Here is a 25,524-nt window from a genome sequence, read left to right as displayed (position 1 = left end):
TCCATGAGACTGATCCTGTTGGGCGCCCCCGGTGCCGGCAAAGGCACCCAAGCCAGCTTCATCTGTCAGAAATTTGGCATCCCGCAAATTTCCACCGGCGACATGCTGCGCGCCGCCGTCAAGGCCGGCACCCCGCTCGGGCTGCAAGCCAAATCGGTGATGGAATCCGGCGGGCTGGTTTCGGACGATCTCATCATCGGCTTGGTCAAAGACCGGATTGCGCAGCCCGACTGCGCTCAGGGTTTCTTGTTCGATGGCTTTCCGCGCACCCTGCCACAGGCCGACGCCCTCAAGGCCGCTGGCGTGCGGCTCGACTACGTGCTCGAAATCGATGTGCCCTTCGAGGCCATCATTGAGCGCATGAGCGGGCGCCGCTCGCACCCGGCTTCGGGGCGCACCTACCACCTCAAGTTCAACCCGCCCAAGGTTGCCGGCCTCGATGACCTGACCGGCGAGCCGCTGGTGCAGCGCGCCGACGACCAAGAAGACACGGTGCGCAAGCGGCTCGAGGTCTACAGCGCCCAGACCCGCCCGTTGGTCGACTACTACTCGGCCTGGGCGGCCGCCGAACCGGCCTTGGCCCCGCGCTACCGCTCAATCAGCGGCACCGGTGCGGTGGAAGCAATCACGGCCCGCGCCTTGGCGGCATTGCAGGGCTAAATCGCCGCGCCGGCTGGACGCTACAGCAAATGCAGTTGCAAGGCCAGCCGCGCTTGCGCTGGCGCCAGCGTGGTCACAGGGAAGTCGGCCAACAGGGGCGCAGGCTGTTCGGCTGCTGGCGCGGCCGCAACTGCGCCACCGGCAGGCACGCCCAATGCGGCACCCACCCCATCGAGCAAAAACTGCGCCGCATCCGGCCCGCTCGGCACACAACTGCCGATGCGCGAACAGCGCCACACCACCACCCCGGCCTGCTCGGCTTGGCGCAGGGCCTGCGCCAGCGCAGAGTGAACTGTGGCGTTGCCGGTGCCGGCCACCAGCAGGCCGCGCAGCGGCGCCTCGGCGCCACCGGCTTGCGCGTGCTGCAGCAGCAGCGCCCGCACCACCGCCCCGCTCTGGGCGCCGTGGCTGCTGATCCACTCCACCCTCGGCCACGGCGCTGCAGCCAGCAGGCGCTGCAACAGGGTTGAAGGCTGCAAGGCTGGGCGGCAAGGGCTGGCTGGAGCGCATGGGTCGCCCCCCTCTCTTGGCGGCCGATGCTCGCCCGGCCACGGCCGCCAGCGCTGCAAGCGCCCACCCTCCAGCGCCGCCAAGGCACCGGCGTCGCCTGCGCCAAAGGCATCGAGCCGATGCGGATGCAGCTTGCGCACCTCGTGCCCGGCATAGACGCGGCCCGCGCAGGGCACCAGCACCCCGCAGGCACCGGGCACTGCGGCCAGCCACAGGGCGTCGGCCAGGTTTTGCGCGCCGTCGCTGAGCAAGGCCGTGCTCGGGCGCATGGCCCCCACCAGCAGCACCGGCTTGGCCGGCTGCAGCACCGTTTGCAGCAAAAAGGCGCTCTCTTCCAGCGTGTCGGTGCCATGGGTGACCAGCACCCCCTGCACCTGGGGCCGCTCGAGCTGCTGCTGCACCGCCTGCAGCAGGGCGCGCCAGTGCGCCTCGCTCACGTCCTTGCTGTCGATCTGAGCCAGTTGCTGCGCCTCGATGGCAAAACCGGGAGGCGGCTCCAGTGCGGCAAGCAAATCTTGCACCGGCAGCACGGCGGCTTGGTAATTGAGGGTGTCGCCTGGGCGCGGTGCGCAACCGGCGATGGTGCCGCCGGTGCCGATGACGGCGATGAGGGGTTGTTGTGCTGCCAACTAGAGTGCTCCTTTGGGCCGGCCACAAGGCCGCGCGCATCGGTGACAGCGCGCAAGACCATGCCACGATGATAATGGGCCACCCGCCACGGCAAGCCCAAAGCAAGCCGAAACCCGCCTCCTTGTCGCAAGCCACCCAGCCATGCTCAACCCCGAATCCTTCAACCAGCGCAGCCACGGGCACTTGCCCGGCTTGCTCGGCATCGTCGTCACGCACGTGGGCAGCGGCGAATTGCGCGCCCACCTCGACGTGCGCCCGGAACTGATGGCCCCGAACGGCTTTTTACACGCCGGCACGGTGGTGACCTTGGCCGACACCTGCGCCGGTTACGGCTGCATCGCCAGCTTGCCGCCCACAGCCACTGGCTTTACCACGCTCGAACTCAAATCCAACCACTTGGGCACGGCACGCCAAGGCCGCATCGACTGCGTGGCCAAAGCCGTGCACCTGGGCAAAACCACCCAAGTCTGGGACGCCACCGTGAGCCACGAGGGCAAAACCATTGCCCTTTTTCGCTGCACCCAGATGGTGCTCTACCCCAAGCCGGCCTGACTAGGCACGCGGGCTTGCACCTGCAAGTCAGCAGCAAGCGCAGCGCGGTGGCTCACTGAAAAACCAGCGCATCCATCGCTAGGTGGCTGTGCATCACCTCGCGCGTAAGGTAGTGCGGCTGCGCGGGTGGGGTGTCTGGCCCGCCGGGCTGGCCCCAAGCGGCGGCCCCAAGGGCAAAAAAGAGCGGCAGAAAATGCTCGTCGGTGGGGTGGGCGCGCGCGGCGTGCGGGGCCCGCTCGCGGTAGTGCAGCAGCGCCTCGCGCTCCTGCGCCAGCAGCCGCTGCTCGACCCAGCGCGCAAAGGCGGGCACGTAGTCGGCCGGCACGGCATCTTGCGCCGGGCGGGTGGTGAAAAATTCGTGCAGGTTGTGTGTCATGCTGCCCGAGCCGATCAGCCACACACCCTGCTGGCGCAAGGGGGCCAGCGCTTGCCCCATGGCATAGACCTCGGCCGGCCCATAGCCGTGCGGCAGGGCCACTTGCAGCACCGGCACATCGGCCTCGGGCAGCAGATAACGCAGCGGCACCCACGCCCCGTGGTCGAAGGGGCGCTCGGCATCGGCCCGCGCCGCAATGCCCGCCCCTTGCAACAGGTCCAGCACCTGCTGCGCCAGCGCCGGTGCGCCCGGGGCCGGGTACTGCAAGCGGTACAGCGGCTCGGGAAAACCGCCAAAGTCGTGCCAGGTGGCGGGCTGGGGGTGCGTCATCACGGCGGCGCATTCGGCCATCCAGTGCGGCGACAACACCAGCACGGCGCGGGGCCGCTGCTGCGCGCATTCGCTGCGCGCCCAAGCCGCCAGTGCCGGGCCGGTCTGGCCAGGCTCCAGCGCCAGCATGGGCGAGCCGTGCGAAATGAACAGCGCCGGGCTGAGGCGCTGAGCGGCGTGGGATGCAGCGGCAGTGGCCGGCTCGGGTTCGGGTGCAGATACAGCAGACATAGGGGATCAATGTAGCGCAAACCGGCTGTTTGGGCTTTGACGCTGCGATTCAAACCCAGCGCATCGGCGCCAATGCAGCATTTGCCACCCCCATAGGCCACAGCAAATCACACGCCAACCTAAGGGATGGATCCGTAGTCCGACCCCAATTTCCGCCAATTTTGTGCCCGTGAACTTACTCTGGGGCGCGGACCCAATTCTCTACCTCGAGCGCAGGAACGCGCGCAAATTCCGAAACGTTGTTGCTCACCAGAACCATCCCTTCACTGCGCGCGTGGCCGGCAATGTGCAGGTCATTCACCCCGATGGGTTGACCGAGTTTTTCCAAGGCGGCACGAATGGCGCCATAGTGCTGTGCGGCCTTGGCACCATAAGGCAATACGACCAGGCGGCTGCAGAAGTCATCGATGGCAGACAAGTTCTCGCTCACGCGGCTGCTTTTTTCGGCGCCGTGCAAAAGTTCGGCTAGGGTAATGGAAGAAATGGCCATGCGACTGGCATGGGCGTTGAAGGTCGACAGAACCTCGACCGGGCGTCGCTTCAAGACGTGGATGACGATGTTGGTGTCAAGCAGGTAGCGCAGCATCAGAGCACTTCCCGCTCCGACTGGTGTTGCGTGGCACGCTCAGGCAAGAAGTCGTCACTGACTTGGGGCGGGCCACCCAAGAAGAAGCTGTCCCACGTTTGCCCCAAGGGCGCGATGATGCGCTCATTGCCCTTGGCCCGGATTGCTACCTTGTGGACACCCTCGGGCAGGCGAACGTCCAATGGGAGGCGCACAGCTTGGGTGCGGTTATTGACAAACACAGTGCCGATAGACATGCCCATCTCCTAGTCACGAATATATGGCAATTGTATATGGCAACGGATGAAAGGGGTCATGGGAAAGAGGGGGAAGGGTGTCAGACCACGGCTTCTGAGGCTCAATGTAGCGCCAACCCGCTACTTTGGCTGAGCGCGGCCAGAGCGCGGCCCAGCGCATCGGCGACAATGCGGCGTTTGCCTGAACGCCGAATCCACCCTTTTTACCCGCCCCGCATGGACCGCTACGCCGTCATTGGCCACCCCATAGGCCACAGCAAATCGCCCGTCATCCACAGCGCCTTTGCCGCCGCCACCGGCCAGCGCTTGAGCTACGAGGCGATCGAAGCCCCCTTGGAGGCGGGCCAGTTTGCCGCCACCGTGGAGCGCTTTCGCTCCGAGGGCGGGCGCGGCGTGAACGTGACGCTGCCCTTCAAGCCCGAGGCCTGCGCCTACGCCACCCACCTGGCCGAGAGCGCACGCTGCGCCGGGGCCGCCAACGCGCTCAAGTTCGAGGGCGATCGCTGCCTAGCCGAAAACTTCGACGGCAGCGGCCTGGTGCGCGACCTCAGCCACAACTTGGGCCAGCGTTTGGCCGGGCGCACGGTGCTGCTGCTCGGGGCCGGCGGGGCCAGCCGGGGCGCCATCCTGCCGCTGCTGCGCACCCAAGCGGGGCTGCTGCTGGTCGTCAACCGCAACGCGGCCAAAGCCCAAGCGCTGGTGGCAGAGTTCATCGCCCAAGGGGCCAGTGCCAACACATTGGCCGCCTGCGGCTACGACGAGATCGGATCGCAGCGCTTCGACTTGGTGCTCAACGCCACCTCGGCCAGCCTGAGCGCCGAAGGGCTGCCCCTGCCCGCACGCGCCTTCAAGCCCGATGGCCTGGCCTACGACATGGTCTATGGCAAGGGCCTGACGCCCTTTTTGCGCCAGGCCCAGCAAGCCGGGGTGCACCAGCTTGCCGACGGCGTGGGCATGCTGGTCGAGCAAGCCGCCGAAGCCTTTGCCTGGTGGCGCGGCGTGCGCCCGGACACCGCCGAGGTGATCCACCGCCTGAGCCTGCCCCTCATCTAACCAGCCAGCCACTTAAGCACCATCCCCACCATGAACCAACTCGAGGCCCTCAAGCAGCACAGCACCGTGGTGGCCGACACCGGCGATTTTTTGCAACTGGCGCAGTTCCAGCCGCAGGATGCAACCACCAACCCCTCGCTGATCCTCAAATCGGTGCAAAAACCCGACTACGCCCCGCTGCTGGCGCAGACCGTGGCGCGCTTTGGCGCGCGCGACACCGACGAAATCGTGGACCGGCTGCTGGTGCGCTTTGGCTGCGAAATTCTGGCCCTGATTCCGGGCCGGGTTTCGACCGAAGTCGATGCCCGCCTGAGCTTCGACGCCGCCGCCACCATCACCCGCGCCGAGCGCCTGATCGAGCTCTACCAGGCCGAAGGCATACACATCGACCGGGTGCTGATCAAGATCGCCGCCACCTGGGAGGGCATAGCAGCGGCGGCGCACCTGGAGCGGCGCGGCATTCGCACCAACCTGACGCTGCTGTTCGCTTTTTGCCAGGCACTGGCCTGCGCCCAGGCCCGGGTGCAGCTTATCTCCCCCTTTGTGGGCCGCATTTACGACTGGCACAAAAAACAGGCCGGCAGCCAGTGGGATGAGGCCGCCCGCGCCGGCGCCCACGACCCCGGGGTGCAGTCGGTGCGGCGCATTTTCGAGTACTACAAGCGCTTTGGCATTGCCACCGAGATCATGGGGGCGAGCTTTCGCAACACCGGCCAGATCGTGGCGCTGGCTGGCTGCGACCTACTCACCATCAGCCCTGAACTGCTGGCGCAATTGGCGGCCAGCACCGAGCCGCTGCCGCGCGCGCTCGACCCGGCCGCCGCGCTGGCCCTCGATCTGCAAGCCGTGCAGCACGACCAGGCCAGCTTTCGCTTGGCCTTGAACGAGGACGCGCTGGCAACCGAAAAACTGGCCGAAGGCATCCGCGCCTTCTGCGCCGACTCGCTGCGGCTGGAGCAACTGATTGCGGCGCAGCAGGGGCGCTAGTCAAAGATGAACATGCCCCCACGCTCACTGCGTTCGCTGCCCCCCGAGGGGGCGCCTCAGTGGCTTCGGACGGCCGGGCGCCACTGAGTATGAACACGCCCCCACGCTCACTGCGTTCGCTGCCCCCCGAGGGGGCGCCTCAGTGGCTTCGGACGGCCGGGCGCCACTGAGATGCTCGACCGCATCCAAGCCAGCCTGCCCTCGCTCTCGGCGGCCGAGCGCCGGGTGGCGGAATTGGTGCTGCAAGATCCGCAGCGCTTCTCGCTCCTGCCCGTGGGCGCGCTGGCCGAACTGGCGCAAGTGAGCAAACCGACGGTGGTGCGCTTTTGCCGCAGCCTGGGCTACAAGGGCTTGATCGACTTCAAGCTCAAGCTGGCGGGCACTTTGAACGATGGCGTGCCCTACATCCACCGCAGCGTGGATGAACGCGACGCGGTGCCCGAGCTCGCGCTCAAGGTGATCGACAACACCATGGCGGCCCTGTTGGCCTACCGCAAAACCCTGGCCGGTGCGGCGCTGGAGCAAGCGGTGCAGGCCATGCACCGGGCGCACCAGAACGGGCGCCGGATCGACTGCTACGGCGTGGGCAACTCGGGCATTGTGGCCCAAGATGCGCAACACAAGCTGTTTCGGCTCGGCATTCACACGCTGTCGCACTGCGACGGGCATTTGCAGGTCATGAGCGCAGCCCTACTCGGCCCGACCGATGTGGCGCTGATCATTTCAAACTCCGGCCGCACGCGCGACTTGCTCGATGCCGCACAAATCGCACGCCAGCGCGGTGCCACCACGGTCTCGATCACGGCCAGTGCCAGCCCCTTGGCAGAGCACACCGACATCCATCTGGCGGCCGACCACAGCGAGCGCTTCGAGCAAGACATCCCCATGACGTCGCGCCTGATTCACTTGCTGATCATCGACATTCTGGCCACCAGCCTGGCGCTGCGCATTGGCAGTGCGCGCTTGCAGCCGATGCTGATGGACATCAAGGCGCAGTTGCACGCCAAGCGCTACCACTGAGCCCCCTGTGCATCAAAGCCGCTCCAGCACCCGGGCTGCGCCGCGAAGGGCCGGCGACTGCTCGGCCACGATCACCCACACCGGTATCGATTCCAGATAAGCCCGAAAGCGCCCCTTGGCGACGAAGCGCTCGCGGAATGCGGACTGATCAAAAAACGCCCCGAGTTTGGGCACGATGCCCCCACCGATGTAGAGACCACCGCGCGCGCCCAAGGTCAGCGCCAGATTGCCCGCCACCGTTCCAAGGAAGGCGCAGAACAGCTCAAGCGCGGCGCGCGCCTGGGTGTGGCCTTGCAGGGCTGCAACGCTGATTTCCGCCGCCCCCCAGTCGTGCGGCTGGCTGGCCTCGGCCCGGCACAGGGCCTGGTACAAATCGACCAAGCCTGCGCCGCTGATGGCCCGCTCGGCCGACACGTGGCCGTGGCGCTGCTGCAAGGCCTCGAGCACCTGTTGTTCGCGGGCGTTGCTGGCCGCTAGCGTCACGTGCCCGCCTTCCCCCGCAATCGGCAGCCAGCCGCCGTTGGGCAAGGGCAGCAGGCCCGATACGCCCAAGCCGGTGCCGGCGCCGATCAGGGCCAGCGGGCCGTTTGCTCTGTTTGGGCCGTCCTGAACATCGGCGTCCGGGGCAGGGTTGCAACCCGCCAGCAAGCGCTTCTCGCTCGGCAACAGGTCGGGCAAGGCCAAGGCCAGCGCGGCAAAGTCGTTCAGCACCTCGAGCCGCTGCAAGCCCATGCGCTGGCGCAACTCGGCAATCGAAAACGACCAGTGGTGATTGGTCATGCGCACCCGGTCGCCGTGTACCGGGTTGGCAATCGCCAAAGCCGCCAACAAGGGGCGTGGCCGCTGCACCCGCTCCAGATAAGCCTGCATGGCCAGTTCCAGCGTGGCGTAGTCGGCACAGGGCAGCGTTTGCAGCGCCTCGGGCGTGGCACCCGAACCGGCCTGCCAAGCAAAGCGGGCATTGGTGCCGCCTATGTCGGCCAGCAGCCGCGGGGCGTGGGGGTCGTGTGACATCGGGTGCTTCCAGTCAAATTCATCGGGAGTCTTGCACAGATGGCGCCAGACCCGGCATCAGGAACCCGCTTGCCCGGCATGGGCTGACGACTGGCTGCCCCAACCGCGTTCGAGCCAGTCCATCACGCAGCGGGCCTGCTGCGCCGTCACCGGGGGCGCCGCCACGCGACCTGCCAGCGCCGCGCACACACCGGCGTAAAAATGGCGCCAGTCGCCCGCGCCTTCGGAAAGCGGCGCCGCCGCAGCCAGGGCGCCATCGGGCTGCGCCAGCGTAAGCGCCCCCGGTGCATCGCCCTGCCCCCAGCGCGCATCCAGCGCCGGCATGCGACCCGCCTTAAGGGCCTCTTCTTGCCCATCGCCTTGCTGGCGCAGGTAGCTGCCATGGGTGCCGTGCACGGTCCAGCGAGGTGCGGGCTGCGCGGCCAACACACTGGCATGCAAGACCATGCAATGCCGCGGATAGCGCAGCAGGGCGTGAAACCAGTCGTCGCACAAGGCGCCGTCGCGCTGGCGCTGGGTGTGGAGTTGGATCGATTCGGGCTCGCCAAACAACTGCAAGGCCTGATCGAGCAAGTGCGGCCCCAAGTCAAACCACAAGCCGGCCCCAGGCTGGGCGGATTCGCGCCAGCGCTCGCGCACCTGCGGCCGAAAGCGGTCTAGGTGCGATTCCACATGCGTCACCCGCCCCAGGCAGCCCTCGGCCAGCACCTGCTGCAACTCGATGAAATCGCTGTCCCAACGCCGGTTGTGAAACACCGTCAGCAGGCGCTGCGTGGCCTGCGCTTGCGCGATCAGGGCATCGGCCTGCGCCAAGGTGAGCGCAAAGGGCTTGTCGATCAGCACATGCTTGCCGGCCGCCAGCGCCATCTGGGCCAGCGGAAAATGGGTCTGGTTGGGGGTTGCCAGCACCACCAGTTGCACCTCGGGCAGCGCCAGCACAGACGCCAGATCGGGCAACCAAGCACAACCCGCAAGCGCCGCCGCAAGCGCGGGTGTCAGGGATGCAGGCGGGCCCGCGTGGCGGCTGCTCGCCACCGCCACCAGTTTGAGGCCGCTGGTGGCGGCAATCAGGGGGGCGTGCAGGGTGGCGCCGGCGTAGCCCCAGCCCACCAGAGCCACGCCGGTGGCGGCTGAATGCGACATGCCTTAAAGCACCAGCCGTTGGCCGCTGTGGCGGTCGAACAGGTGCGCCTCGCTTGGATCCCAACGCACGCACACGCGCTCGCCCACCCGGGCATTGAGCAAGCCCGGTACGCGCGCCGTGAGCAAGCCCACCGCGGTGTCCACCGTGGCGTAAGACTCTGGCCCGGTGGGCTCGATCATGGTCAGGGTGCCGGGCAAGCCGGACTCGGCAAAGCTGAGGTTTTCTGGGCGCAGCCCAAACACCAGTTCGCTGTTGGGGTGACGGCGCACGGCCTGGGCCTGTTGTGCATCGAGATCGAGCGTCACGCCACGAACAGTCAGTTGATCGCCCACGAAAGCGGCATCGACCATGTTCATGGCCGGTGAACCAATGAATTCGGCCACGAAGCGGTTGGCGGGCTGGCGATAAATTTGCGCCGGTGTGCCAAACTGCTGCACCAAGCCGTCTTTCATGACGGCGATGCGGTCGCCCAGCGTCATGGCCTCCACCTGATCGTGCGTCACGTACACCGTGGTGGTGCGGGTGCGCTGGTGCAATTGCTTGATCTCGGCGCGCATCTCGACGCGCAATTTGGCGTCGAGGTTGGACAGCGGTTCGTCAAAGAGAAACAACACCGGGTCGCGCGCCAAGGCACGCCCCATGGCCACGCGCTGGCGTTGCCCGCCCGAGAGCTGGCCCGGCTTGCGGTCCAGCAAATGCCCGATTTGCAGCATTTGCGCCACCCGCTGCACCGCCGCCTCGCGCTCGGCCTTGGGGATTTTGCGAATTTCCAGCCCAAAGGCAATGTTTCGGGCCACCGTCATGTTGGGGTACAGGGCGTAGCTCTGAAACACCATGGCAATGTCACGATCTTTGCTGGGCAGATCGGTGACATCGCGTTCACCGATATAGATGCGGCCAGAGGTGGGGGCATCAAGGCCGGCAATCATGCTAAGCAAGGTGGATTTGCCACAGCCCGAGGGCCCGACCAGAATCAGGAACTCACCCTTCTCGATCTCCAGATCGATGCCCTTTAGCACCTGCGTGGTGGCATTGAAGGATTTGTGAATTTGCTTAATGCTCAACGCACCCATGAATCAACCTTTCACCGCACCGGCGGTCAAACCGCGCAAAAAGAACTTGCCCGCCACAATGTAAATGATCAATGTCGGCAGCGCGGCAATCAGCGCCGCCGCCATTTCCACGTTGTACTCCTTGACCACGCCCGAAGTGTTGGCTAGGTTGTTGAGGCCCACCGTGACCGGCATGCTGCCGGAATCGGAAAACACCACGCCATACAAAAAATCATTCCAGATGTTGGTGAATTGCCAAATCAGCGTCACCACGATGATCGGGGTCGAGAGCGGCACCACAATAAGCCAGAAAATCTGCCAAAAGGTGGCCCCATCAAGCTGCGCCGCCTTGATCAGCTCATCCGGCAAGCCCACATAGTAGTTGCGGAAAAACAGGGTGGTGGTGGGAATGCCGGCCAGCACGTGCACCAGAATCAGGCCCCAGATCGAACTCGCCAGGCCCAGCCAGCCCAGCACCTGGCTCATGGGCAGCAGCACCACTTGCATCGGCATGAACACGCCAAACAGCATGAAAGCAAACAGCAACTCGCTGCCCCGAAAGCGCCATTTGCTCAGCACATAGCCATTGAGGGCACCTATGAAGGTGGAAATCAGCACCGCTGGCACCACCATCAGCACCGAGTTCCAGAAAAAGGGCTGCAAACCCTCGCACTGCACCCCGGTGCAGGCCGAACCCCAGGCCTTGAACCAGGCGTACAGGGTCGGGTCGGTCGGTAGGCTGAGCAAATTGCCGGCACGCAACTGCTCGGCGTCTTTGAGCGAGGTCACCAGCATCACATACAAAGGCGCCAAAAACCACAGCGCAAACACCAGCAGCAAAGTCCACAGCACGATGCGGTGGATCGAGAGGCGAATCGTCATCGCTTGCTCCTCAGTTCGGAATAGAGGTAGGGCACCACGATGGCGGCCACCACCGCCAACATGACCATGGCGCTGGCTGCGCCAAGCCCGATCTGACCGCGCGTAAAGGCGTGGGCATACATGAAAGTCGCCGGCAGGTCGGTGGCAAAGCCGGGGCCGCCGGCGGTAAGCGCCATCACGAGGTCGAAGCTCTTGATGGCCAAATGGCTGACCACGATAAAAGTGCTAAAAAACACCGGGCCTAGGCTGGGCAGGATGATGCTCCAGTAAATGCGCGGCAAGCTGGCGCCATCGACCTGCGCCGCTTTGATGATGGACTCATCGATACCACGCAAGGCGGCCAGAAACAGGGCCATGACGAAGCCAGCGCACTGCCATATGCCGGCAATTACGACGCAGTAAATCGCCATTTGGGGATCGACCAACCAACCAAAGCTGAAGTTCTCGAAGCCCCACTGGTGCATCAAATGCTCCAACCCCATGCCCGGATTGAGCATCCATTTCCAGGCCGTGCCGGTGACGATGAAAGAAATCGCCATCGGGTACAGGTAGATCGTGCGCAGCACACCCTCGGCGCGGATTTTTTGATCCAGCAAGATTGCCAGCAGCACCCCCAGCGCCATCGAACCGCCAATGAAAAGCACGCCAAAAACGGCCAGATTGCGCATGGCCACATGGAAGCGCTCGTTCACCCACAGGGCCTCGTAATTGGCCAGCCCGATGAACTCGTAGTTGGGCAGGATGCGCGAAGCGGTGAACGACAAATAGCCGTTCCACGCCATCAGGCCGTAAATAAACAGCAACGAGAGCAAAAAACTGGGGGCGACCACCAGCTTGGGCAACCAGACCGTTGCCTTGCTTTGGGGGGAACGAAACATGTGCCACTCCACTGGACAGCCTGGTAATCAGGCAGGCAGGCGGCACCCGGTTCGGGGTGCGCGCCTGCGCTTTCAAGACTGCAATATTGAAGCCAAATCAGCCACAAGGCTTCCGTCGTTCAGCGCGTTTGCGCCGCCCGGGCAAGCCGCTCTTGGGCGTTTTGCACCGTCACCCGGTCGTCGTTCCAGAATTGGCTCACCACATCTTGCATGGCGCCCGATGCCGCCGAACGCACCGCCATGCCGTGCGCGATCGAGGGCACCAGCGTGCCGCGGCGCGAGGTTTCAACGAAATCGCGCGAGCTCATGCGGGCGCATTCATCAAAGCGCTCCAGGTTCATGTTCAGCCGCACCGGGATCGAACCCTTGTTGAGGTTGAACACTTCCTGGAACTCCGGCGACAAAATGGCGTTGGCCAAATCGCGCTGGGCCCGGGTGTTGGCCTCGTTGCGCAGGCGGAACATGGCAAAGGAGTCGACGTTGAAGGTGAAGGCATTGGCGGTGCCGGGCGCTGCCACGCAGCCAAAATCACGCCCCGGCACCCGACCTGCGGCGATGAACTCGCCCTTGGCCCAGTCGCCCATCAGTTGCATGCCGGCTTCGCCCCGTATCACCATCGCCGTGGCCAGGTTCCAGTCGCGGCCGGGGGCGTTGCGGTCAGTGTGCGCCTTGACGCGGCGGAAGGTCTCGAGCACGCGCGTCATGGTTGCGCTGCGCAGCGCGGTTTGGTCCAGTTGCACCAGGGCACTGCGGTAAAAATCGGTGCCGCCCACGCCCAGCGCGACCGATTCAAACAAGGTGAAATCCTGCCAGTTTTGCCCGCCATGTGCCAGCGGAATCACGCCGGCACGGCGCAGCGCCTCGGCGGCGACAAAAAACTCATCCCAGTTGGTGGGTACGCGGGCACCGGCGCGGCGGAACACCTCGGGGTTGGTCCAGAGCCAGTTGACCCGGTGCACGTTGACCGGCACCGCAATCCAGTTGCCGTTGTGTTTCATGATGTCGCCAATCACGCGCGGCACCAGGTTGTCCCAGTTGCCGGCGCGGGCCACATCGTTCAGGTTGGTCAGCACCCCAAGCTCGCCCCACTCTTGCAGCGACGGCCCTTTGATCTGCGCCGCCGAGGGCGGGTTGCCCGCCATCACGCGCGATTTGAGCACCGTCATCGCGTTGTCGCCGCCGCCACCGGCCACGGCAAAATCGCGCCAGGTGTGGCCCTGCTGCTGCAACTGCTGCTTGAGCGCAGCCGCCGCGCGCGCCTCGCCGCCGCTGGTCCACCAGTGCAGCACCTCCACCTCACCGCCCGTGGTCTGGGCAAATGCGGTGGCGGTCAGCAGCACGGTGGCTGCGGCCACCAGCGTTTTCTTGATGTCTATGAGTTTGCGCATGATCGGATCGTCTCCTGAAGCTTGGGGGTTTTGAAGAGCGCTGCCTGCCCGAGGGTGGCTGAACCCGTTACCGGGCAGCGGCGAAATCTTAACAAACAATTAATTTATTAATACTAGGTTAAACCCTGAAGCCCAGGCCCGCTCTGGGTGCGCCGGGCTGGGGCCAAGCACGGCACAATGAAGGGCCTGCATCGGGGCGCGCCAAGCTGGCCCATACGCCAGCCGCATCCGCCATGCCCCATCTCGATGCGCCGTTGATTCCATCGCACCCAATCCCATGAAGCTCCTGCTGGCCGAAGACGACCCCCTCCTAGCAGACGCCCTGCTGCAACAACTCGGCCGCGCGGGCTATGCGGTGCAGCACGCGCCCAATGGGGCAGTGGCCGATTACCTGCTCGAACACCAGCCGTTCGACATTGCGGTGCTCGACCTTGGCCTGCCCATGGTCGATGGCCTGACCGTGTTGCAGCGCTTGCGGCGCAACAATCCGGGTCTGCCGGTGCTGCTGCTGTCGGCACGCGATGCGCTGGATGATCGGGTGGCCGGCTTTGAAGCCGGGGCCGACGACTACGTGACCAAACCTTTTGACTGGCCCGAATTGCAGGCCCGCTTGCAAGCCTTGCTGCGGCGCAGCCTGCCCCAGCAAACGGCGCTGCAATGGCAAGGGCTGGTGCTGGAACCCGAGCGCCGGCGCGCCACCCTCAACGGCGCGGCGCTCGAACTCAGCGGGCGCGAATGGTCGTTGCTCAATCTGCTGATCGAGCAACGCGGCAAGGTGGTCACCAAAGACCAGATTGCCGCCACCTGGTCGGGCGAAGGTGCCGAAAGCGGGCCCGGCAACACGATCGAGGTTTATATCCACCGCTTGCGGCGCAAGCTCGAAGGCGCGGGCGTGCTGATACGCACCGTGCGCGGATTGGGCTATCTGATGGAGGCCGAAACCCCTTGAGCGCCCCCGCTTCATCCACTGCCCCAGCCGCTGCAAAGCCGCCCCTCAAGGGGCACCGTTTGCGCTTGTCGCGCCAGTTGCTGCTGTGGCTGCTGCTGCCGCAAATCGTGCTCTGGGCTGCGGGTGGAGCTGCGGCCTATCGGCTGGCCGCCAGCTACGTCGATCAGGCGCTCGACATGGGGCTGGCGCAATCCAGCCGGGCCTTGGCGCGTCAGCTCAAACCGCTGGGCGATGGCTTGCTGATCGATTTTCCGCGGGCCGCGCAGGCCATACTCGAAGCCGACCCGCAAGACCGCCAGTTTTATGTAGTGAGCTCGCCCCCGGGCAGCTTCATCTTGGGCAACCACACCTTGCCGCCACCGCCGCCCGAAGTGCAGGCCAATTCGCAGCCGGATCTGCCCTTTTTCTACGACGGCCTGATGCCCTCCATGCCCGGCAGCGACACCCTGGTGCAGGTGCGCGTGGTGGCCTTGTACCAGTTGCTCGATGCCGAGTTCGGGGCCGCCCCGCAGCAGGTGCTGATTCAGGTGGCACGCAGCAAAACCACGCGTGAGCAACTGGTGGAGCGCATTTTGATCGACATGCTGCTGCCCCTGTCGACCCTGATGGTCTTGATGAGCCTGATCGTTTGGTTCGGGATTCAGGCCGGCTTGGCCCCGATCCGGCGCCTGAGGCAGCAAGTTGAGGGCCGAGCCGCCAGCAAACTCGATCCCATCGAGCTCGACGGCGCGCCGCTGGAGCTGCACGCGCTGGCGCAGGCGCTCAACACCCTGCTGGCCGATGCGCGCCAGCATCTGGAGCAGCAGCGGCGCTTCATCGGAGACGCCGCACACCAGTTGCGAACGCCCTTGGCGGGCCTGAAGGCGCAGACCGAACTGGCGTTGCAACAACTCGAAACCAGCGAGCGCGCCGAATTGCGCCAGCGCCTGGCCAAGGTGCACGAGAGCGCCGCCCGCAGCGCCCACCTCGTGAACCAGCTGTTGAGCTTGGCGCGCTCCGAACCCGGCGCCCCGCTGCCCCAAATGCAGCGCACCGACTTGCAGGCGCTGCTGCAAACCGTGGTGGCCGATTGGGTGCCCAAAGCCTTGCGCGCCCAAATCGACCTCGGCTGGGAACACCGCGACGGCCCCGCCGCTTGGGTATGGGCCGAACCCACGCTGCTGCGTGAGGCCATATCCAACCTGATCGACAACGCCATTTTGTACGCGGGCACGGGGGCCGAAATCACGGTCGGGCTCGACTCGGCCTCTGACCCACTGCAAATCTGGGTGCGCGACAACGGGCCCGGCATCGCGCCCGAACTGCGCGAGCGCGCCTTCGAGCGTTTTTTTAGGGGCACCCAGCAAGGCAATGGCTGCGGCTTGGGGCTGGCCATCGTGCGCGACATCGTGCGCCGCCACGGCGGTGAGGTGGCGTTGCGGCACCCACCCGAAGGCGGGCTGGAGGTGCGCATCAGCTTGCCGGCAATGCCACCGCAAGCGCTCAGCACGGCTTAATAACGCCGAGCGCTGGTTTTTTTGCCTTACCCGGATTTAAATTACAGCCAACTGTGTCAATAACCCGCATTTTTGTAATTTAGTTACAATCCTGCGATCCAACCTCATCCCCAACCCAAAACCGGAATGCCTCCATGACCGCAGCAACCGAACGAGCGCTCGATCTGCTCATATTTGGCGGGGCCGGCGACCTCTCATGGCGCAAGCTGCTGCCGGCGCTGTACATGGCGCATGCACACCAGCGGCTGCCAACGGCCACCCGCATCATCGCGCTGGGCCGCCAGGCGTGGAGCACGGCTCAGTACGTGGAATTTGTGCAAGGGGGCAGCATCAAGCACATCGACGCCAATGAAATGCAGCCCGAAGTGTGGCAAGCGTTTTTGCAACGGCTCGAATACGTATCGCTCGATGCCACCCAAGCCGCCGACTACGCGCGGCTGGCCGCCTGCCTGACGCCGCAGGCACAACGCGTGTTCTACCTTGCCACCGCCCCGACCCTGTTTACCCAAATTTGCCAGCACTTGGACAGCGCCGGACTGGTGGATGCGCAGGCGCGGGTGGTGCTGGAAAAACCGCTCGGCCACGACCTGCCCTCGGCCAAGGTGATCAACGAAGCGGTGGCGCGCCACTTTGGCGAGCAGCAAATCTACCGCATCGACCACTATTTGGGCAAGGAAACGGTGCAAAACCTGATGGTGCTGCGCTTTGGCAACGCCATTTTCGAACCGCTGTGGCGCGCGCCCAGCATCCGCAGCGTGCAAATCACGGTGGCCGAATCGGTGGGCGTGGGCAGTCGGGCCGGCTTTTACGACCAGACCGGGGCCTTGCGCGACATGGTGCAAAACCACCTGTTGCAACTGCTGTGCATCGTCGCCATGGAGCCCCCCATATCGCTCGACCCCGACGACGTGCGCGACGAAAAACTCAAGGTCTTGCGCAGCCTGCAACGGCTCGATGCCGCCGCCCTGCGCCAGCACACCGTGCGCGGCCAGTACATTGCCGGGGCGGCACAGGGCGAATCGGTGTGCGGCTACCTCGATGAGGCCAACGTCCCGCCCGGCAGCCAAACCGAAACCTTTGTGGCGCTGCGCACCCACATCAACAACGCGCGCTGGGCCGGGGTGCCGTTTTTTTTGCGCACCGGCAAGCGGCTGCAAACGCGGCGCTCGCAGATCGTGATCGATTTTGCGCAACCGCCCTTTTCCATCTTCGGCGCCCAGCCGCCCAACGAACACCCGAATCGGCTCATCATCACCTTGCAGCCCGAGGAGTCAATCCAGTTGCAGATGATGGCCAAAATCCCCGGTTCGGGCCTGAACATGAAACCGGTGTTCCTCGACCTCGACCTCGAATCCGCCTTGGCGGGCCGGCGCGCCGACGCCTACGAGCGGCTGCTGGTGGACGTGATCAAGGGGCGGTTGACCCACTTCATGCGGCGCGATGAACTCGAAGCCGCCTGGAAGTGGGTTGACCCGATCTTGCAGGGCTGGCAGGCGCTGGGCGAAAAGCCGCGCCCCTACACCGCCGGCACTTGGGGCCCGGCCGCGTCCTCGGCCCTGATGGCCCGCGAGGGCTGTAGCTGGTTCGAGGAATCATGAGCGCCGCCAACCCCCCTCCCCTTGCCGCGCCGGATCCGGCCGTTGCGCGCCCACCGGGTGTGCGCGAACACCACTGCGCCTGCCCGGCTTCCATGGCCTTGGCGCAGGCGCAGTGCATAGCCGGGCAGTTGCAGGCGGCCATCGCGCAGCGCGGCCAAGCCACGCTGGCGGTTTCGGGAGGGCGTTCGCCCATTGCCTTGTTCGAGCAATTGCGCCTGCAAGACGTGGATTGGGCGCGGGTGCAACTCACGCTGGTCGATGAGCGCTGCGTGCCCGAACAGCACCCCGACAGCAACGCCCTTTTGGTGCGCACGCACTTGCTGCAAGGCGCGGCGGCGCAGGCGCGCTTCACGGCTTGGCTCGACCCGCCCTGGCCCGTGGCCTTGACCGAACAGCCTGCGGACGATGCAGACCCTGTGGCAACTGCGCTCCGGGCCGGCCCCGCCTTGGCAGAACGCGCCAGCCAGCGCCTGCGGGCGCTGGGGGACGTGCTCGACGTGCTGCTGCTGGGCATGGGCGACGACGGCCACACCGCCTCGTGGTTCCCCGACAGCCCCGGCTTGCCCGAGGCGCTGCACGGCACGCAGCCGGTGGTGTGCACACAGCCGCGCACGGCAGCGCATCCGCGCCTGACCCTCACGCGCGCCTGGGTGCTGGCCGCACGCCAGCGCCACTTGGCCTTGGCCGGCGCGGCCAAGCTGGCGGTGTACCAGCGCGCCCTAGAAGCCCCTTCGCCCGCTTGGCCGGTCTCGTTTGTGTTGGAGCGGGCCGCTGGCCCGATCGATATTTGGATAGCCCCCTGATCATGAAACCCACCCCACCCTTGCACGACACGCTGGTGCGCGTCACGCAGCGCATCATCGAACGCAGCCGCGCCACCCGCGCCACCTATTTACAAACCACGGCGGCCTCAAAACGCCCGCAGCGCTACCGCGCCGGCATGGGTTGCGCCAACGTCGCGCACGCCTTTGCCGCCATGCCCGCATCCGACAAACTGGTGCTGCACCAAGAGCGCCAGCCCAACGTGGGCATCATCACCGCCTACAACGACATGCTGTCGGCGCACCAGCCCTACGAAAACTACCCAGCCCAGTTGCGGGCGTGGGCGCGCGAGCTGGGCGCCACGGCGCAGGTTGCGGGTGGCGTGCCCGCCATGTGCGACGGCGTCACCCAAGGCTGCGAAGGCATGGAGTTGTCGCTCTTTTCGCGCGACGTGATCGCGCTGGGCACCGCCGTGGGCCTGACGCACAGCGTCTATGACGGCGCCTTGTTGCTGGGCATTTGCGACAAGATCGTGCCCGGCCTGTTGATCGGGGCCTTGCAGTTTGGGCATTTGCCGATGCTGTTCGTGCCCGCTGGCCCCATGAGTTCGGGCCTGGCCAACGACGAAAAAGCCAAGGTGCGCCAGCAGCACGCCCAAGGTCTGGTGGACCGGGCCACCTTGCTGGCAGCCGAAGAAGCTGCCTACCACGGCCCCGGCACCTGCACCTTCTACGGCACCGCCAACTCCAACCAGATGCTGCTCGAGGTCATGGGCCTGCAATTGCCCGGCTCCTCGTTCGTGCATCCGGGCACCGAACTGCGCCAAGCCCTAAACCGCCATGCCGTGCAGCGCGTACTGGAGCTGGCGCGCGCCGAAGCGCCGCAGACGCTGGCCGACATCGTGAGCGAAAAAACGGTGGTCAACGGCATCATCGGGCTGCTGGCCACCGGTGGCTCGACCAACCACACAATCCACTTGGTGGCCATGGCACGGGCCGCCGGCATCCTCATCAACTGGGACGATTTTGCCGACCTCTCAAGCGCCATTCCGCTGCTGACGCGCATCTACCCCAACGGCAAGGCCGACGTGAACCACTTTCACGCCGCGGGCGGCATGGGTTTTTTGATCGACCAACTGCTCGGCGCCGGGCTGCTGCACGAGGACGTGCAAACCGTCATGGGGCCGGGCCTGCACCGCTGCACCCAAGAGCCCTGGATCGACGCCGGCCAACTGGCGTGGCGGGCGCCGGCGCAGCAATCGGCCGACGAGCAGGTGCTGCGCCCGGTCAGCCGACCCTTCAGTCCCGACGGCGGGATCAAGCTGTTGCAGGGCAACTTGGGCCGCTCGGTGGTCAAGTACTCGGCGGTGGCGCCCGAACACCGGCGCGTGCGCGCCCCGGCGCTGGTGCTCGACAGCCAACAGGCGCTGCTCGATTTGTTCAAGGCCGGGCAGTTGGAGCGCGACTTTGTGGCCGTGCTGCGCTTTCAGGGCCCGCAGGCCAATGGCATGCCCGAGCTGCACAAGCTCACCCCGGTGCTGGGCAGCCTGCTGGACCGGGGCTTCAAGGTGGCGCTGGTCACCGACGGCCGCATGTCGGGCGCTTCGGGCAAGGTGCCCGCAGCCATCCACCTCAGCCCCGAAGCGCTGCTCGATGGCCCGATCGCCAAGGTGCGCGACGGCGACATGGTGCTGTTCGACTGCGAAGCGGGCCTGCTGCAAGTCGAGGTCGAAGCCGAGCAATGGAGCGCCCGCAGCGGCCAGCGCATCGACTTGGGCGCCAACGAGCACGGCTTTGGGCGCGAGCTGTTTGCGCTCTTTAGGCGCCACGCCGGCTTGCCCGAGTGCGGTGGCTCGGCCTTGTTTGGCAACCACTGAACGCCAGCGCGTTTTGCCACCCCCGTCCAGCCCCCTGCCCTCAACCCAGCCACCTCCAGCCAATGACCACCGCCCCATCCGCAGCGCCCCATGCGCCCGAGCCGCAGCGCAGCCAACTGCCCCCCTTTCGTACCCGCGTGTTGCCCGTGGTGGCCTTGGCCCGCGCCGACTCTGCGGTCCGGCTGGCCCATGCGCTGCTCGAGGGCGGGATCGATGCGATCGAGATCACCCTGCGCACGCCGGCGGCGCTGGCCGCCATCGAAACGCTGGCGCGCCAGGTGCCCGAGCTGGTGGTGGGGGCAGGCACCGTGTTGCGCCCGGCCGATCTGGCGGCGGTGCGCGACGCCGGTGCCCGCTTTGCCCTTGCGCCGGGTTGCACCCCGACCCTGCTGGCGGCGGCAGCGGCCATGCGGCTGCCTTTCATTCCCGGCGTGGCCAGCGCCAGCGAGGCCATGCTGGCGCACGAGGCCGGTTTTGGGCTGCTCAAGTGCTTCCCAGCCGTCCCGCTGGGCGGCGTGGAGCTGCTCAAGGCATGGGCCGGCCCCTTGCCCGAGCTGCGCTTTTGCCCCACCGGCGGTATCGGCTTGGAGCAACTCGGGGCCTTTCTGTCCCTGCCCAACGTGGCGCTGGTGGGCGGCTCCTGGATCACCCCAGCGGCAGCGCTAGACTTGGGCGACTGGGCCCGTATCACCACGCTGGCGCGCCAAGCCTGCGCCGTGGCAGCGGCAGCGCCCTTGGGCACGGCACAGGCCTGATCGCCAAACTTGGCTTTTGATCCGGGAACCACCTCCTTGACCTCCTTCACCCTCCCCTTTTCTGCTGCCGCACCCACGCGGCACCGCAGTTGGCAGCGCCTGCAAGCCCTGGCCGCACAAGGCCAGCCGCATCTGCGTGAGCTGCTGCACGCCGATGCCGATGCCTCCACACTGTCCCCCAACACCGGGCGCAGCCAGCGCTTGCAACTGCGGGCCGCCGGCTTGCGCCTCGACGCCCGGCACCAGGCCGTGACGCCCGAGGTGCTCGACGCCTTGCTCGACCTGGCAGCCGATTGCCAAATCGGCACCCAAGCCCAGGCCCTGTGCCGGGGCGAGCCAGTTAACGCCACCGAAGGCCGTGCCGTGCTGCACCCTGCCCTGCGCGCGGGCGCCATGGCCAATCCGCCCTGGGGGGCCGAGCTGGCGCAGCGCATCGAGGCCGAATTGGGCCGTTTTTTGGCGGCCGCCGAACGCATCCGCAGCGGCCACTGGCTGGGCCACAGCGGGCAGCGCATCACCGACGTGGTCAACCTCGGCATCGGCGGCTCCGACCTCGGGCCGCGCATGGCGGTGACTGCGCTGGAAAGCCATGTCACCGGCCCGGTGCGGGTGCACTTTGTCTCCAACCCCGACGCCTGGGCCCTGCACCGGGTGTTGCGCCCGCTCGATGCGGCGCGCACCGTCTTCATCGTCCAGAGCAAAACCTTCACCACCCAAGAGACGCTCACGCTGGCCGCCTCGGCGCGGCGCTGGCTGCACGGGCATGGGCTGCAAACCCCGGCACAGCAGGCGCCCCATCTGATTGCCGTCACCGCAGCGCCCGCCATGGCGGCGCAGCAGGGCTACCGCAGCGATCACACCTTCGGTTTTTGGGACTGGGTGGGCGGACGCTATTCGGTCTGGTCGGCCATCGGCCTGCCGCTGGCGATTGCAATTGGGCCACAGGCGTTTCGTGAGTTTTTGCAGGGCGGCCACGCCATGGACCAGCACTTTTGGAGCGCCCAGGCGGCGCACAACATGCCGCTGCTGATGGCGTTGCTGGGCATCTGGAACCGCAACTTCCTGCATTGCCCCACCCACATGCTGGCCCCTTACCCGAGCCAGCTCGATTCCTTTACCCGCTTTGTGCAGCAACTGGACATGGAATCGAACGGCAAATCCACCCACCTCAGCGGCGAGGCGGCGCAGGTACCCACCGGGCCAATCGTCTGGGGCGGATTGGGCATCGACGGCCAACACGCCTACTTTCAACTGCTGCACCAAGGCTGCCACCGGGTGCCGGTGGATTTCATCGGGGTCGAACAGGAAGACACCCCGCTGCCCCTGGCGGCCGAACACCACCGGGTGGTGCTGCTCAACCTGCGCGCCCAGGCGCTGGCGCTGGCCGTAGGGCGCGACCGGGCCGACACCGAAGCCGAATTGCGCGCCAGCGGCCTGCCTGAACCCCAGGTGCAGGCTCTGTGGCCACACCGCCGCTTTGCTGGCAACGTGCCCAACAGCACCCTGTGGTTGCCCGCACTCACGCCGCACGCACTGGGGGCGCTGGTGGCGCTGTACGAACACAAAGTCTTTTGCCAGGCCGCCATCTGGGGCATTAACGCCTATGATCAATGGGGCGTGGAACTGGGCAAAACCTTGGCCAAAACCATGGAGCAAAGCCACAGCCCCGCCTGACCTCCGTCCCCGCCCCCTCACGAGCGTGTGCTGGCGTTGCACACCCGAAACCCGATGGCCAAAAAAGACCAGCCCCTGATCGACGACATCCGCCTGCTCGGCCGCCTGCTCGGCGACGTAATCCGCGAGCAAGAAGGCGACCCGATTTTTGAGCTCATCGAGCAGATCCGCCAATTGGCGGTGGCCTTCCGGCGCGACGCCGACCAGTCTGCCGAGCGCCAGCTCAAGCGCCTACTGCAAGGCCTGAGCGATGACCAGGCGGTGAGCGTGATCCGCGCCTTCACCTACTTCAGCCACCTGGCGAACCTGGCCGAAGACCGGCACCACATCCGCCGCCGCGCCGTACACGAGCAGGCCGGGCGCATCCAGCCCGGCAGCCTGGCGCACACCTGGGGCCGCTTGCAGCAGGCCGGCGTGGGCCGTGCGCAGTGGGCGCAGGCGCTGCAAAGCGCGCACGTGGCGCCGGTGCTCACCGCGCACCCGACCGAGGTGCAGCGCAAGAGCATTCTGGACGCGGAACGCGAACTGGCGCGCCTGCTGGCCCAGCGCGACGGCCTGGCGCTGGCGCGCAACCGGGACGAAAACGAAGCGCAGATGCGCGCCCGCATCTTGCAGCTCTGGCACACCCGCTTGCTGCGTTTCACCAAGCTCACCGTGGCCGACGAGATCGAAAACGCGCTCGGCTACTACCACAGCACCTTCATCCCCGAGCTGCCCCGGCTCTACCGCAGCCTGGAGGCGGCGCTCCAAGGCCAGCCGGTGCCACCATTTTTGCGCATGGGCCAGTGGATCGGGGGCGACCGCGACGGCAACCCCCACGTCACGGCCGACACGCTGCGGCTGGCGCTGCAGCGCCAAGCCGACCTGATCTTGCGCCACCACCTAACCGAGGTGCACTGGCTGGGCAGCGAGCTCTCGCTCTCGGCCATGCTGCTGCCGGTGCCCCCCGCCATGCAGGCGCTGGCCGAGCGCTCGCCCGACACCAACGCGCACCGCCAAGACGAACCCTACCGGCGCGCCCTCACCGGCATCTATGCCCGCCTAGCCGCCACCCTGACCGAGCTCACCGGCGGCCAGGCCACGCGCCACGCCGTCGCCCCGCAAGACCCCTACCCCAGCGCCCAAGCCTTTTTGGCCGATCTGCGCCTGCTCGACTCCGCCTTGAGTGAACAAGCTTGCTCCGCCCTGGCCGAGGCGCGCCTGCGCCCGCTGCTGCGCGCCGTCGAGGTATTCGGCTTTCATCTGGCCACGCTGGACTTGCGCCAAAGCTCGGATCGGCACGAGGCGGCGCTGGCCGACTTGCTGGCGCAGGCGCGCATCGAAGCCGATTACAGCGGCCTGGATGAAGCCGCCAAGCAGGCGCTGCTGCTGCGCCAGCTCAACGACGTGCGGCCGCTGCGCATCCCCGAAGCCAGCTACCAGCCGCACACCCTGAGCGAGCTGGCCATCTTCGAGACCGCACGCCAGGCGCGCCAACGCTTTGGGGCGGCCGCCATCCGGCACGCCATCATCAGCCACACCGAGAGCGTGAGCGACCTGCTCGAAGTGCTGCTGCTGCAAAAAGAGGCCGGGCTGCTGCACGGCACGCTTGACGGGGCCGCGCGCGCCGAGCTGATCGTGGTGCCGCTGTTCGAGACCATCGACGACCTGCGCCAGGCCAGCGCCATCATGGAGGCCTATTTGCGCCTGCCCGGCATCGAGCCCATGCTGCGCCGCGCCGGTGCGCTGGAGTACGGCGAGCAGGAAATCATGCTGGGCTACTCCGACAGCAACAAAGACGGCGGCATCATCACCAGCAACTGGGAGCTGTACCAGGCCGAAACGGCGCTGGCGGCGCTGTTTGACCGGCTCGGCAGCGAGTTCGGCCAGCCCATCGGCCTGCGCCTGTTTCATGGCCGTGGCGGCACCGTGGGGCGCGGCGGCGGCCCGAGCTACCAGGCCATCCTGGCGCAACCGCCGGGCACGGTGCGCGGCCAGATCCGCCTGACCGAACAAGGCGAGGTGATCGGCTCCAAATACGCCAACCCCGACATCGGGCGGCGCAACCTCGAAACGCTGGTGGCCGCCACGCTGGAGGCCACCCTGCTGCCGCCGGGGCAGGCGGTGCCGCCCAGGTTTTTGCGCGCCGCCCAGCGCCTGTCCGAAACCAGCATGGCGGCCTACCGCGAGCTGGTCTATGAGACGCCGGGTTTTGCCGATTATTTTTTCAGCGCCACCCCGATCCGCGAAATCGCCGAGCTCAACATCGGCTCGCGCCCGGCCTCGCGCAAAGCCAACCAGCGCATCGAAGACCTGCGCGCCATCCCCTGGAGCTTCAGTTGGGGCCAGTGCCGCCTCACGCTGCCGGGCTGGTATGGGCTGGGCAGCGCCGTCGAGGCCTTGGGCGCCGAACTTGGGCGCGAGCGCGCCGAGCGCCTGCTGCGCCAGATGCACCGCAACTGGCCGTTTTTTAGCACCCTGGTCTCCAACATCGACATGGTGCTGGCCAAAAGCGATTTGTCGCTGGCGCGCCGCTACGCCGAACTGCTGCCCGAGGCCGCGCTGCGCCAGCGCATCTTTGGCCGCATCGAGGCCGAATGGCAGCGCACCCAAGCCGCCCTCACGCTCATCACCGGGCAGCGCGAGCGGCTGGCCGACAACCCGGCGCTGGCGCGCTCGATCGAGCAGCGCTTCCCCTACATCGACCCGCTGCACCACCTGCAAGTCGAGCTGATCGCGCGCCACCGCAGCGGCAACACGGCCGAAAAGGTCAAGCGCGGCATCCACCTGACCATCAACGGCATCGCCGCCGGGCTGCGCAACACGGGCTGAAGCGAAAACCTCATCCTGCAACAAATTGCGCCAATTCGGCTCAAAATCAAGCCATTTGCCTGCAAATAAGCCAG

General features: G+C 66.4%; 23 protein-coding genes. 13 read left to right on the top strand and 10 right to left on the bottom strand.

Annotated elements, in window-relative coordinates; all coding sequences use genetic code 11:
- The first annotated feature begins 3 nt into the window (after positions 1 to 3).
- A complete protein-coding gene (adk, locus tag SRAH_RS02290; protein ID WP_029461737.1) occupies positions 4 to 660 on the top strand; it encodes an adenylate kinase in 657 nt (218 codons plus the stop codon).
- 20 nt (positions 661 to 680) lie between these two features.
- Here the strand turns inward: adk and SRAH_RS02285 are convergent, their stop codons facing one another.
- Complete coding sequence (locus SRAH_RS02285) at positions 681 to 1,799, bottom strand: asparaginase (RefSeq protein ID WP_045475855.1); 1,119 nt, start codon at positions 1,797 to 1,799, stop codon at positions 681 to 683.
- Positions 1,800 to 1,941: 142 nt separating this feature from the next.
- On the opposite strand from SRAH_RS02285, the gene SRAH_RS02280 reads away from it, so the two are divergent.
- Entirely contained in the window at positions 1,942 to 2,352 is a 411-nt protein-coding gene (locus tag SRAH_RS02280; protein WP_029461735.1) for a PaaI family thioesterase, read from the top strand.
- A 52-nt stretch (positions 2,353 to 2,404) separates the two neighbouring features.
- Here SRAH_RS02280 and SRAH_RS02275 read toward each other — a convergent pair whose 3' ends face one another.
- The 3 genes from SRAH_RS02275 to vapB all read right to left on the bottom strand — a co-directional run bounded on the left by SRAH_RS02275 (position 2,405) and on the right by vapB (position 4,111).
- The gene (locus SRAH_RS02275; RefSeq protein WP_029461734.1) at positions 2,405 to 3,289 is read right to left on the bottom strand and encodes a DODA-type extradiol aromatic ring-opening family dioxygenase; all 885 of its coding nucleotides are present in this window, start codon (positions 3,287 to 3,289) and stop codon (positions 2,405 to 2,407) included.
- Between the two features lie 175 nt (positions 3,290 to 3,464).
- Positions 3,465 to 3,875 carry a type II toxin-antitoxin system tRNA(fMet)-specific endonuclease VapC gene (gene vapC, locus SRAH_RS02270; RefSeq protein WP_029461733.1) on the bottom strand — a complete coding sequence of 137 codons (411 nt, stop codon included), beginning with the start codon at positions 3,873 to 3,875 and terminating at the stop codon, positions 3,465 to 3,467.
- Positions 3,875 to 4,111, bottom strand: a complete 237-nt coding sequence (gene vapB / locus SRAH_RS02265) for a type II toxin-antitoxin system VapB family antitoxin (protein WP_029461732.1) — start codon at positions 4,109 to 4,111, stop codon at positions 3,875 to 3,877. Before vapB ends, vapC begins: the two co-directional genes overlap by 1 nt.
- Positions 4,112 to 4,327: 216 nt before the next feature.
- Here vapB and aroE point away from each other — a divergent pair, with 216 nt between their 5' ends.
- The 3 genes from aroE to SRAH_RS02250 all read left to right on the top strand — a co-directional run bounded on the left by aroE (position 4,328) and on the right by SRAH_RS02250 (position 7,171).
- Positions 4,328 to 5,164, top strand: a complete 837-nt coding sequence (gene aroE, locus SRAH_RS02260) for a shikimate dehydrogenase (RefSeq protein WP_029461731.1) — start codon at positions 4,328 to 4,330, stop codon at positions 5,162 to 5,164.
- A 30-nt stretch (positions 5,165 to 5,194) separates the two neighbouring features.
- On the top strand, positions 5,195 to 6,151 hold the full coding sequence (gene tal, locus SRAH_RS02255) for a transaldolase (RefSeq protein ID WP_029461730.1): 957 nt from the start codon (positions 5,195 to 5,197) through the stop codon (positions 6,149 to 6,151).
- A gap of 171 nt (positions 6,152 to 6,322) precedes the next feature.
- Positions 6,323 to 7,171, top strand: a complete 849-nt coding sequence (locus SRAH_RS02250; protein WP_029461729.1) for a MurR/RpiR family transcriptional regulator — start codon at positions 6,323 to 6,325, stop codon at positions 7,169 to 7,171.
- A gap of 12 nt (positions 7,172 to 7,183) precedes the next feature.
- Here SRAH_RS02250 and glk read toward each other — a convergent pair whose 3' ends face one another.
- From glk to SRAH_RS02220, 6 genes are all read right to left on the bottom strand, one after another.
- Entirely contained in the window at positions 7,184 to 8,185 is a 1,002-nt protein-coding gene (gene glk / locus SRAH_RS02245; protein ID WP_029461728.1) for a glucokinase, read from the bottom strand.
- Positions 8,186 to 8,242: 57 nt separating this feature from the next.
- On the bottom strand, positions 8,243 to 9,328 hold the full coding sequence (locus tag SRAH_RS02240; RefSeq protein ID WP_029461727.1) for an oxidoreductase: 1,086 nt from the start codon (positions 9,326 to 9,328) through the stop codon (positions 8,243 to 8,245).
- Between the two features lie 3 nt (positions 9,329 to 9,331).
- A complete protein-coding gene (locus SRAH_RS02235) occupies positions 9,332 to 10,402 on the bottom strand; it encodes an ABC transporter ATP-binding protein (RefSeq protein WP_029461726.1) in 1,071 nt (356 codons plus the stop codon).
- A 3-nt stretch (positions 10,403 to 10,405) separates the two neighbouring features.
- Positions 10,406 to 11,263: a carbohydrate ABC transporter permease gene (locus SRAH_RS02230; protein ID WP_029461725.1), complete on the bottom strand. Its 858-nt coding sequence runs from the start codon at positions 11,261 to 11,263 to the stop codon at positions 10,406 to 10,408.
- Positions 11,260 to 12,141, bottom strand: coding sequence for a carbohydrate ABC transporter permease (locus tag SRAH_RS02225; protein WP_029461724.1), 882 nt, complete (start codon positions 12,139 to 12,141; stop codon positions 11,260 to 11,262). Before SRAH_RS02225 ends, SRAH_RS02230 begins: the two co-directional genes overlap by 4 nt.
- Before the next feature lie 119 nt (positions 12,142 to 12,260).
- On the bottom strand, positions 12,261 to 13,529 hold the full coding sequence (locus SRAH_RS02220) for an ABC transporter substrate-binding protein (protein WP_029461723.1): 1,269 nt from the start codon (positions 13,527 to 13,529) through the stop codon (positions 12,261 to 12,263).
- Positions 13,530 to 13,806: 277 nt separating this feature from the next.
- Here SRAH_RS02220 and SRAH_RS02215 point away from each other — a divergent pair, with 277 nt between their 5' ends.
- The 8 genes from SRAH_RS02215 (at position 13,807) to ppc (ending at position 25,450) form a co-directional block, all read left to right on the top strand.
- A complete protein-coding gene (locus SRAH_RS02215; RefSeq protein WP_029461722.1) occupies positions 13,807 to 14,478 on the top strand; it encodes a response regulator transcription factor in 672 nt (223 codons plus the stop codon).
- Positions 14,475 to 15,974 carry a sensor histidine kinase gene (locus SRAH_RS02210; protein ID WP_082210023.1) on the top strand — a complete coding sequence of 500 codons (1,500 nt, stop codon included), beginning with the start codon at positions 14,475 to 14,477 and terminating at the stop codon, positions 15,972 to 15,974. Before SRAH_RS02215 ends, SRAH_RS02210 begins: the two co-directional genes overlap by 4 nt.
- 134 nt (positions 15,975 to 16,108) lie before the next feature.
- Positions 16,109 to 17,572: a glucose-6-phosphate dehydrogenase gene (zwf, locus tag SRAH_RS02205; RefSeq protein WP_029461720.1), complete on the top strand. Its 1,464-nt coding sequence runs from the start codon at positions 16,109 to 16,111 to the stop codon at positions 17,570 to 17,572.
- Positions 17,569 to 18,375, top strand: coding sequence for a 6-phosphogluconolactonase (pgl, locus tag SRAH_RS02200; RefSeq protein ID WP_082210022.1), 807 nt, complete (start codon positions 17,569 to 17,571; stop codon positions 18,373 to 18,375). Before zwf ends, pgl begins: the two co-directional genes overlap by 4 nt.
- A 2-nt stretch (positions 18,376 to 18,377) precedes the next feature.
- The gene (edd, locus tag SRAH_RS02195; RefSeq protein ID WP_029461718.1) at positions 18,378 to 20,210 is read left to right on the top strand and encodes a phosphogluconate dehydratase; all 1,833 of its coding nucleotides are present in this window, start codon (positions 18,378 to 18,380) and stop codon (positions 20,208 to 20,210) included.
- A 62-nt stretch (positions 20,211 to 20,272) separates the two neighbouring features.
- Complete coding sequence (eda, locus tag SRAH_RS02190) at positions 20,273 to 20,965, top strand: bifunctional 4-hydroxy-2-oxoglutarate aldolase/2-dehydro-3-deoxy-phosphogluconate aldolase (RefSeq protein WP_082210021.1); 693 nt, start codon at positions 20,273 to 20,275, stop codon at positions 20,963 to 20,965.
- Between the two features lie 36 nt (positions 20,966 to 21,001).
- Positions 21,002 to 22,639 (top strand): glucose-6-phosphate isomerase, encoded by a 1,638-nt coding sequence (pgi, locus tag SRAH_RS02185; protein ID WP_045475850.1) that lies wholly within the window; start codon positions 21,002 to 21,004, stop codon positions 22,637 to 22,639.
- 54 nt (positions 22,640 to 22,693) lie between these two features.
- Positions 22,694 to 25,450 carry a phosphoenolpyruvate carboxylase gene (gene ppc, locus SRAH_RS02180; RefSeq protein ID WP_029461715.1) on the top strand — a complete coding sequence of 919 codons (2,757 nt, stop codon included), beginning with the start codon at positions 22,694 to 22,696 and terminating at the stop codon, positions 25,448 to 25,450.
- Positions 25,451 to 25,524: the final 74 nt, after the last annotated feature.

The sequence above is a fragment of the Serpentinimonas barnesii genome, from assembly GCF_000696225.1.
In the GTDB taxonomy this organism is placed as follows: Bacteria; Pseudomonadota; Gammaproteobacteria; order Burkholderiales; family Burkholderiaceae_C; genus Serpentinimonas; species Serpentinimonas barnesii.
This window is presented reverse-complemented; position numbering and strand designations above follow the sequence as displayed.

Bases quoted from the DNA above. Each gene is read 5' to 3' on its own strand.
- ppc (WP_029461715.1), top strand. From the start codon at position 22,694: ATGGCCAAAAAAGACCAGCCCCTGATCGACGACATCCGCCTGCTCGGC.
- pgl (WP_082210022.1), top strand. From the start codon at position 17,569: ATGAGCGCCGCCAACCCCCCTCCCCTTGCCGCGCCGGATCCGGCCGTT.
- SRAH_RS02235 (WP_029461726.1), bottom strand. From the start codon at position 10,402: ATGGGTGCGTTGAGCATTAAGCAAATTCACAAATCCTTCAATGCCACC.
- SRAH_RS02220 (WP_029461723.1), bottom strand. From the start codon at position 13,529: ATGCGCAAACTCATAGACATCAAGAAAACGCTGGTGGCCGCAGCCACC.
- SRAH_RS02250 (WP_029461729.1), top strand. From the start codon at position 6,323: ATGCTCGACCGCATCCAAGCCAGCCTGCCCTCGCTCTCGGCGGCCGAG.
- tal (WP_029461730.1), top strand. From the start codon at position 5,195: ATGAACCAACTCGAGGCCCTCAAGCAGCACAGCACCGTGGTGGCCGAC.
- adk (WP_029461737.1), top strand. From the start codon at position 4: ATGAGACTGATCCTGTTGGGCGCCCCCGGTGCCGGCAAAGGCACCCAA.
- SRAH_RS02215 (WP_029461722.1), top strand. From the start codon at position 13,807: ATGAAGCTCCTGCTGGCCGAAGACGACCCCCTCCTAGCAGACGCCCTG.
- zwf (WP_029461720.1), top strand. From the start codon at position 16,109: ATGACCGCAGCAACCGAACGAGCGCTCGATCTGCTCATATTTGGCGGG.
- SRAH_RS02225 (WP_029461724.1), bottom strand. From the start codon at position 12,141: ATGTTTCGTTCCCCCCAAAGCAAGGCAACGGTCTGGTTGCCCAAGCTG.
- SRAH_RS02230 (WP_029461725.1), bottom strand. From the start codon at position 11,263: ATGACGATTCGCCTCTCGATCCACCGCATCGTGCTGTGGACTTTGCTG.
- SRAH_RS02240 (WP_029461727.1), bottom strand. From the start codon at position 9,328: ATGTCGCATTCAGCCGCCACCGGCGTGGCTCTGGTGGGCTGGGGCTAC.
- aroE (WP_029461731.1), top strand. From the start codon at position 4,328: ATGGACCGCTACGCCGTCATTGGCCACCCCATAGGCCACAGCAAATCG.
- edd (WP_029461718.1), top strand. From the start codon at position 18,378: ATGAAACCCACCCCACCCTTGCACGACACGCTGGTGCGCGTCACGCAG.
- SRAH_RS02280 (WP_029461735.1), top strand. From the start codon at position 1,942: ATGCTCAACCCCGAATCCTTCAACCAGCGCAGCCACGGGCACTTGCCC.
- SRAH_RS02275 (WP_029461734.1), bottom strand. From the start codon at position 3,289: ATGTCTGCTGTATCTGCACCCGAACCCGAGCCGGCCACTGCCGCTGCA.
- glk (WP_029461728.1), bottom strand. From the start codon at position 8,185: ATGTCACACGACCCCCACGCCCCGCGGCTGCTGGCCGACATAGGCGGC.
- vapB (WP_029461732.1), bottom strand. From the start codon at position 4,111: ATGTCTATCGGCACTGTGTTTGTCAATAACCGCACCCAAGCTGTGCGC.
- vapC (WP_029461733.1), bottom strand. From the start codon at position 3,875: ATGCTGCGCTACCTGCTTGACACCAACATCGTCATCCACGTCTTGAAG.
- eda (WP_082210021.1), top strand. From the start codon at position 20,273: ATGACCACCGCCCCATCCGCAGCGCCCCATGCGCCCGAGCCGCAGCGC.